The sequence below is a fragment of the Nisaea sp. genome (genome assembly GCF_039990255.1).
Classification (GTDB): Bacteria; Pseudomonadota; Alphaproteobacteria; order Thalassobaculales; family Thalassobaculaceae; genus Nisaea.
Map to the genome: position 1 here is coordinate 79,679 of NZ_JBDXGG010000021.1, position 7,832 is coordinate 87,510.

At 61.4% G+C, this 7,832-nt stretch carries 10 protein-coding genes; 5 read left to right on the forward strand and 5 right to left on the reverse strand.

What is annotated here, in order from left to right; genetic code table 11:
- The first annotated feature begins 73 nt into the window (after positions 1-73).
- The 3 genes from dapD to ABJ076_RS19310 are packed head-to-tail and all read left to right on the forward strand — an operon-like array spanning position 74 to position 2,683.
- The gene (gene dapD / locus ABJ076_RS19300; RefSeq protein ID WP_348190708.1) at positions 74-934 is read left to right on the forward strand and encodes a 2,3,4,5-tetrahydropyridine-2,6-dicarboxylate N-succinyltransferase; all 861 of its coding nucleotides are present in this window, start codon (positions 74-76) and stop codon (positions 932-934) included.
- A 1-nt stretch (position 935) separates the two neighbouring features.
- Complete coding sequence (dapE, locus tag ABJ076_RS19305) at positions 936-2,099, forward strand: succinyl-diaminopimelate desuccinylase (protein ID WP_348190706.1); 1,164 nt, start codon at positions 936-938, stop codon at positions 2,097-2,099.
- A gap of 5 nt (positions 2,100-2,104) precedes the next feature.
- Entirely contained in the window at positions 2,105-2,683 is a 579-nt protein-coding gene (locus ABJ076_RS19310) for a hypothetical protein (RefSeq protein ID WP_348190703.1), read from the forward strand.
- Between the two features lie 4 nt (positions 2,684-2,687).
- Here ABJ076_RS19310 and truA read toward each other — a convergent pair whose 3' ends face one another.
- From truA to def, 3 genes are read right to left on the reverse strand one after another with little or no spacing between them, the layout of a single operon-like run.
- Complete coding sequence (truA, locus tag ABJ076_RS19315; protein ID WP_348190700.1) at positions 2,688-3,428, reverse strand: tRNA pseudouridine(38-40) synthase TruA; 741 nt, start codon at positions 3,426-3,428, stop codon at positions 2,688-2,690.
- A gap of 4 nt (positions 3,429-3,432) precedes the next feature.
- A complete protein-coding gene (gene fmt, locus ABJ076_RS19320; RefSeq protein ID WP_348190697.1) occupies positions 3,433-4,398 on the reverse strand; it encodes a methionyl-tRNA formyltransferase in 966 nt (321 codons plus the stop codon).
- Positions 4,399-4,430: 32 nt separating this feature from the next.
- Positions 4,431-4,958, reverse strand: coding sequence for a peptide deformylase (def, locus tag ABJ076_RS19325; RefSeq protein WP_348190694.1), 528 nt, complete (start codon positions 4,956-4,958; stop codon positions 4,431-4,433).
- A 165-nt stretch (positions 4,959-5,123) separates the two neighbouring features.
- On the opposite strand from def, the gene rmuC reads away from it, so the two are divergent.
- Together rmuC and ABJ076_RS19335 are read left to right on the forward strand one after the other, a co-directional pair.
- Entirely contained in the window at positions 5,124-6,308 is a 1,185-nt protein-coding gene (gene rmuC, locus ABJ076_RS19330; protein ID WP_348190692.1) for a DNA recombination protein RmuC, read from the forward strand.
- The gene (locus ABJ076_RS19335) at positions 6,308-6,898 is read left to right on the forward strand and encodes a GNAT family N-acetyltransferase (protein ID WP_348199751.1); all 591 of its coding nucleotides are present in this window, start codon (positions 6,308-6,310) and stop codon (positions 6,896-6,898) included. The genes rmuC and ABJ076_RS19335 overlap by 1 nt, the downstream gene beginning before the upstream one ends.
- Positions 6,899-6,907: 9 nt before the next feature.
- On the opposite strand, the gene ABJ076_RS19340 is transcribed toward ABJ076_RS19335, so the two are convergent.
- Both ABJ076_RS19340 and ABJ076_RS19345 read right to left on the reverse strand, forming a co-directional pair.
- The gene (locus ABJ076_RS19340; protein WP_348190687.1) at positions 6,908-7,333 is read right to left on the reverse strand and encodes a RidA family protein; all 426 of its coding nucleotides are present in this window, start codon (positions 7,331-7,333) and stop codon (positions 6,908-6,910) included.
- A 6-nt stretch (positions 7,334-7,339) separates the two neighbouring features.
- Positions 7,340-7,832, reverse strand: a 493-nt coding sequence (locus ABJ076_RS19345) for a methyl-accepting chemotaxis protein (protein WP_348313280.1), incomplete at its 5' end; no start/stop codon positions are given.

Genomic DNA, 7,832 nt, shown 5'->3' on the forward strand with positions numbered 1-7,832 from the left:
CACAGATTGACAGAAATCCGTCTCGTGCTCATGTTGCGCCTCGAATTTCATGCAGGTTATGGGGTGTGAGGCTATGAGCGCGAGCCAACTCGAAACAGTGATCAATGCGGCCTGGGATGACCGGGACAATGTCGGTCTGGAAACCAAGGGCGAGATCCGCGAGGCGGTAGAGCAGGTACTGGCCGGTCTCGACGATGGTTCCATCCGGACAGCCCAGCCGCTTGGCGATCATAAATGGCAGGTGAATGAGTGGGCGAAGAAGGCGGTTCTGTTGTCCTTCCGGCTCAACGATATGGATATCGTTCCGGGTGGCCCGGTCGACGGTAATCTCGGCCCGTCCGTCTGGTGGGACAAGGTGCCGTCCAAGTTCGCCGGCTGGGGTGCCAACCGCTTCCGTGAGGCCGGCTTCCGCGCCGTGCCGAACTGTGTTGTCCGTCGCTCCGCCTTCATCGCCAAGGGCGTCGTGCTGATGCCGAGCTTCGTCAATCTCGGCGCCTACGTTGACGAGGGCACCATGGTCGATACCTGGGCCACGGTCGGCTCCTGCGCCCAGATCGGCAAAAACGTGCACCTGTCCGGCGGTGTCGGCATCGGTGGCGTGTTGGAGCCCTTGCAGGCTTCCCCGGTCATCATCGAAGACAATTGCTTCATCGGTGCCCGCTCCGAGGTTGTCGAGGGTGTGATCGTCGAAGAGGGCGCCGTGCTCTCCATGGGAGTCTTCATCTCCGCGACCACCAAGATCATCGATCGCGACACTGGCGAGATCTTCATCGGTCGCGTGCCTGCCTATTCCGTCGTTGTGCCGGGCTCGCTTCCGGGCAAGCCGCTGCCTGACGGTACACCGGGCCCGTCCCTGTCCTGCGCCGTTATCGTCAAGCGTGTCGATGCGCAGACCCGCTCCAAGACCTCGATCAACGACCTGCTGCGGGACTGATGTGGGACATCAGATCGATCCGGTAAAGCTCACCCAGGACCTTGTCCGCTGCGAGAGTGTGACGCCCGCCGAGGGCGGTGCACTCGCGTTGCTTGAGAAGGAGCTGACGGCGCACGGTTTTACCTGCCGTCGCCTCGCCTTCTCTGAAGCGGGGACGCCGGACGTCGAAAATCTCTATGCCCGGATCGGTACCGCCACGCCGAACATCTGTTTCGCTGGCCATACCGATGTGGTGCCGCCGGGCGACGCGGCGGAATGGGTGGCTCCTCCTTTCTCCGGTGAGATCCGTCAGGGCCGTCTTTACGGTCGGGGCAGCTCCGACATGAAATCCGGCGTCGCCTGTTTCGCGGCTGCGGCGGCCCGTTATGTAGGAAAGCACGGAGCAGATTTCGGCGGCTCGATCTCCTTTCTGATCACAGGCGACGAGGAAGGCCCGGCCATCAACGGTACCGTCAAGGTGCTGGACTGGATGGCGGCGGAAGGCGAGACCATTGATGCCTGCATCGTTGGCGAGCCGACCAATCCGGAGTTCCTCGGCCAGATGATGAAGATTGGCCGGCGCGGCAGCTTCACCGGCTATCTGACGGTGCATGGGACGCAAGGCCACACGGCTTATCCGCATCTTGCGGACAATCCGATCCATCGGCTGGTGAAGATGCTGGAGCCGCTGACGGAAGGCGTGCTGGACGAGGGCACTGAGCATTTCCAGCCGACTACGGTGGCCATTGCGACGGTGGATACCGGCAATCCGGCAAACAACGTGATCCCGGCCAAGACCTGTGCGACCTTCAATGTCCGCTTCAATGATCTGCACACGGCGGAGAGCCTTGAGGCGAAATTCCGTGCGATGTTCGATGCGGTCGGCGGGCGTTATGATCTCCGCATTGAATGCACGTCGAACGCCTTCGTCACCGAGCCCGGCCTGCTCAGCAATGCTGTCTCGGCGGCGGTGAAGGATGTTACCGGCAAGGAGCCGGAGCTCAGCACCTCCGGCGGCACGTCCGATGCCCGTTTCATCCGGAAATTCTGCCCGGTGGTGGAGTTCGGCATTGTCGGCCAGACCATGCACAAGACGGACGAGCATGTGATGGTCGCCGATATCGAGGCGCTGACAGCGATCTACGAGACTGCGCTGGAAAAATTCTTCAACGCGGCGAGGGCCTGACCCTGATGGCCATACCGGGCCCTGCCGAAATTATCAGATCGGTCTATGGCTGCTGGTGCTTGGCGCTTGGTCGGCCGAGTGCCATCGATCTTTTTGATCGTAGCGAGACTGGCTTTTTCCGCTCTTTCTTCGCGGCCGCTCTGGTCTTGCCTGCTTTCGTGCTGTCCGATGTCTTGAATGGTGGGGCTGCATGGCTTGACGGCGGTGTGTTCGAGTGGGTCAGCTATGCCCTGCGCTACACGATCTATTGGCTGGTTTTCCCCCTTGTCGCCTGCATCATCGCGGAGAAAATCGGGGTGCTTGATCGCATTCTCGACCTTCTGGTGCCTTATAACTGGGTAACACTGCCGTTCGGATATCTCTTCTGCGCCCTCACTGTGATCCGCGCTGGTGAGGGTCCTGTGGCGGATTTCGCTGAAAGCTTGAGCGTTTTTGCCTGGATTGGCCTGCTGTTCCTGATGTTTCGTTGGGCCCGGCAACTGCTCGGTGTTTCAGCGTTGATGGCGTTTGGCTTCGTCCTGGCGGACGAGGTGTTTTCGCTGATCGCTTATCTGCTGTTGGAAATCATTGCGACCAGTATCTGAGCTGTCAGTATCCGACCGAGACCAGATAGAGCCCGTCCGACGGTGCCGTCGGCCCGCCCGCCGCCCGGTCTTTCGCCGCCAGTGCTTTTTCTACGCTCCGCCGCGTCCATTTGCCTTCGCCGACCAGTTTCAGAGTGCCGGTGATGTTACGGATCTGGTGATGCAGGAAAGAGCGGGCATGGGCGTTCAGGTGGATCTCCTCGCCGACCCGGCTGACGGTCAGCGCATCCATGGTCTTTTCCGGTGACTGCGCCTGACAATGCTTTGCCCGGAAGGTGGTGAAGTCGTGTTTACCGATGAGCGCCTGCGCTGCCTCATGCATTGCCGCAGCATCGAGTTCTTGCGGGACGTGCCAGACCCGGCCGTGATCGAGGGCAGCAGGCGCCGGCCGGTTCAGGATGCGGTAAAGATAGGACCGTTTGGTTGCGGAAAAACGTGAATGGAAGTCCGGCTCCGCCTCCATCGCGTGGCGGATGACGATGGGCGACGGTTTCAGATGGAAGTTTACTGCCTTCATCACTGTTCCGGCATCGAACCGGTCTGATTCCAGGTCGAAATGGGCAACCTGCGCGAGCGCATGCACGCCTGCATCGGTGCGGCCCGCGCCGACCACCTCGGCATCTTCTCCGGAGAAGGCTTTTACGGCTTCTTCCAGTGCCTGCTGGATCGACGCCCCGTTGGCCTGACGCTGCCAACCGGAAAGACCGCCGCCGTCATATTCGATTGTGATTCTGAAGCGGGGCATGGGCTCAGCCTAACCTGGTGCCGGGCGACAGCCCGTCATAGCCGCGCAACAGATCGGCGGCATCCATAGGCGCCTTGCCGGGCCGCTGCAGGCGGGTGATGCGCAGGGCGTCCTTGGCGCAGGAAACGGTCAGTTCCTCATCCAGCACTGTGCCCGGATCGTTGCCCAGTGCCCCAAGTTCCAGCACACTCGCCGCGAAGACCTTGAAGCGGGCGCCGTCGAGCTCGAACCAGGCGCCGGGCCATGGCGCGAGGGCGCGGACGGTGCGCTCCAGTGTCGCGGCGTCCTGCGTGAAATCGAGATGGCCGGTCTCCCGGGTCAGCTTTTCGGCGTAGGTCACGCCTTCATCCGGTTGCGGTGTCGCCTCCAGATAGCATTCGGCCAGTCCGGCCAACGCCGGGACGATCAGCTTGGCGCCGAGGGCCGAAAGTGCGTCATGCAGGGTCTCGCCGGTGGTCTCTGCTGTGATCTCCACGCGCTCCGCCAACAGCATGGCGCCGGTATCGAGGCCTTCGTCCATCTTCATGATAGTGACGCCGGTTTCCGTGTCGCCGGCGAGGATCGCCCGCTGGATCGGCGCGGCACCCCGCCAGCGGGGCAGCAGGGAGGCGTGGACGTTGACGCAGCCGAGGCGCGGCGCATCGAGGATTTCCTTCGGCAAGATCAGGCCATAGGCGACCACCACGGCGGCGTCGAGCTTCAGGTCCCGGAACGCCCGGTGCTCATCTTCAGGTTTCAGGGAGAGTGGCGTGAAGACGGGGATGCCGTGCGCTTCCGCCGCCTCATGCACAGCAGATTTCCGTTCTTTCTTGCCGCGTCCGGCGGGGCGGGGCGGTTGGCTGTAGACGGCGGCGATCTCGTGTCCGGCGGCGATCAGCGCTTCCAGAACGGGCACGGAGAAGTCGGGCGTGCCCATGAAGGCAAGCCGGAGGTTTGTCCCGGCGGCGGGAAGCGGGGCGGACCCGGTCATGATCTATCCGTTCTGAGGCAGGTGAGAAGGCTTCAGGCCGCCTCGTCTTCTTCGCGCTGTTTTTTCGCCTTGATCATCTTTTTCAGGATCATGTTCCGCTTCAGGGCGGAGATATGATCGACGAACAGCACGCCGTTCAGATGGTCGATTTCATGCTGCAAACAGGTTGCCAGAAGGCCGTCCGCATCCATCCGCTTTTCCGCGCCGGTCTCGTCGAGAAACTGAACCGTAACTTGGGCCGGGCGCGTGACCTCGCCATAATGGCCGGGCAGGGAAAGGCAGCCTTCCTCGTAGGAGTTCAGCTCGTCGGAAGACCAGACGATCTCGGGGTTGATCACCTTGAGCGGCTGATTCTCCTCGTCGTCGCGCGAGATATCAACCACGAGCAGCCGCTTGGTCAGGCCGATCTGCGGCGCCGCCAGCCCGATGCCGGGCGCGGCATACATGGTCTCCAGCATGTCGTCGAGGATCTGACGGATGTCGCCGTCGATCTCCGCCACGGGAGTGCAGTTGGTTTTCAGGACCCGGTCGGGTGCCCAGAGGATGTCGCGCGTGCTCATAAAAATGTGTCGAATTTGTTGCCAGCAGCCCTTCAGGTAGGGGATCGGTCTCTGGAGGTCAAGCGTTGCGGCGTCCGTTCGAACCCCCGTTTCCTTAGGCCGGACGTGGTAGAATGGTGATTCGCCGAGACGGCTTTGATGACCGGTTGAACCGAAGGTGCCGAAATGGATGGACTGACGCTAATTCTGGCGGTCGTGGCCGCGGGTGCGGTTTTGCTGGCCGCGATCGTATTGCTGAAGGGCCGGGGCACGGACCCGTTGCTCGCGGCGGCGCTGGAGGAGGCTGCCCGCAGGCAGGCGGAGCAGGCGGAACGTGCGACAACCGCGCAGGCCGAGCTCGCAGGACGGGTGACGCAGCTTTCCGAGAATCATGCGGCGGCCCAGGCCCGGATCGCCGAGCTGATGCAGGTCCAGGAACGTGAGGTGACCAAGCGTCTCGACGAACGTCTGGCCGATGTCTCCAAAAAGGTCGGTGAGAGCCTGGAGAAATCCAGCACCAAGGCGCAGTCCAGTCTCTCTGAACTGCAACAACGTCTGGCCGTTATCGATACGGCGCAGAAGAACATCACTGAGCTGTCGACCCAGGTGGTTGGCTTGCAGGACATTCTCTCCAACAAGCAGGCGCGCGGCGCTTTCGGGGAAATCCAGCTCAATGATCTGGTCAAATCGATCCTGCCGCCGAACGCCTACCGGTTTCAGGTGCAGATCGGCGATAACCGCCGGGTCGACTGCCTGATTGATTTGCCGAACCCGCCGGGCTCCATCGCTATCGACGCGAAGTTTCCGCTGGAGAGCTATCACGCGCTGTCCAACGCTACGAACGACGCCGAGCGGGAGGCTGCACGCAAGCAGATGGCCGTGGCGATCCTGAAGCATGTGAAGGATATCTCATCGCGCTACATCGTACCCGGCGAGACGGCGGAATCCGCGCTGATGTTCCTGCCGTCCGAAGCGATCTATGCGGAACTGCATGCCAACCTGTCTCATGTGGTCGAGCAGTCCTGGAAGGAGCGGGTCTGGATCGTCTCGCCGACCACGCTGATGGCGACGCTGAATACGGTACGGGCGGTCCTCAAGGATGCCCGGATGCGGGAGCAGGCGCATGTCATTCAGGCAGAGGTGCGGACGATGATGACGGATGTCGGACGCCTGGATGATCGGGTCGGCAAGCTGGAAACCCATTTCCGTCAGGCGGAGAAGGATATCGGCGATATCAGGACCTCCACCAACAAGATCACCCGGCGTGGTGACAAGATCGAGGAGATTGAGCTGGGCACGGTAGAGAGTGCGGCTGACGCTGCAGAGGATCTTCTGGGCAAGGTCGACGCATTGCCGCTCGAGAGGGAATGATGGGATCGGGTGTTCTGAAAAACCGGACGGCGGAGCTTCCGATTCTGACGGAACGGCTCTGCCTTAGGGGCTACCGGCAAGACGATCTGGAGAGTGTTTTCCGGCTTCGCTCCAATCCGGATGTGGTGAAGCTGCTCTATGGGGATCCGCTGACACGGGAAGAAGTTCCCGAGCTCCTGACGAAATATATGTCCCCTCCGCGTTTCGACGCGGACGGAGATGAACTCAAACTGGCAATCGAACGGCGTGCGGATGGGGCTTATCTCGGTAATCTGAAGCTACAGATCCTCAGCGTCGAGCATCGGCAAGGCGAGATCGGCTATGCCCTCGACCCCCAATATCATGGCAAGGGATATGCCCGGGAAGCCGCAACCGCCGGGCTTGATCTCGGTTTCAGGCATTTCGGAATGCACCGTATTAGGGCACATTGCGATGCCCGCAACACGGCTTCCTGGAGACTGATGCAGAAGCTCGGCATGAAGCGGGAAGCCCATTTCCGCGAGAGCGAGTTTTTCAAGGGCGTCTGGGCGGATGATTTCATCTACGCCATTCTTGCCCGGGAATGGACCGGCGCTCCAGAGGCTGAATAGCTGAGAAGGTTAGGCAGGCGCCTTGAACCGCTCCTCCGGAATGACCGCGATGACTGTCATTTCCACCAACAGGCCAGGGTTTACCAGGCCCGCAACCTTGACACCGGTTGTAGCGGGCCCGTGTATTTTCGAGAAACGGCGCATGCGGATATCCTGGATCGCCGGAAGATCTTCATCCCGAACGTAATAGAGGGTGGTCGAGACAATGTCCGAAAGCTGCCCGCCGAGGGCTTCCAGAACGGTCTCGATATTGTCGATTGCCACACCGGTCTGAATTGCCGGGTCGCCCGGACCGACAATCTCGCCATCCGCATTCCATGCCACCTGACCGGTCAGATGCACCCTTCTCCCCAGCGGCTCTACCACCGCCTGAGAGAAAGGGAAATCTTCATCGGACCATACTTCCGGCGGTGAAATACGGATCGGACCTGTCATTGCTGTCTAGTTATCCGACCTGACTTTTTCGAGGAATGTTTTGACCTCTCGGTCGAGGGACTGCGCCTGCCCGGCGACGCCTTTGGCGGCGCTGAGCACCTGATCGGCCGCTGTGCCGGCTTCGCCTGCGACTGTCATCATGCCGTTCATCGTGGTGCTGACCTGCCCGGTGCTCTGAGCCGCTTCGGAGGTGCTGCGGGCGATCTCGTCCGTGGACGCTCCCTGTTCCTCCACAGCGCTGGACACCGCCATCATCTTCTCGGTCATGTCTCCGATCAGATTGCCAATCTCCCGGATCGCATCCACCGCCTGATTGGTGTTTGTCTGCACGGCGCCGATCTGTGCCGAGATCTCCTCCGTCGCCTTCGCCGTCTGCGTCGCCAGGTTCTTCACTTCCGAGGCAACAACGGCAAAGCCCTTACCTGCATCGCCTGCCCGGGCCGCCTCGATGGTGGCGTTCAGGGCCAACAGGTTGGTCTGCTCCGCGATGTCGGTAATC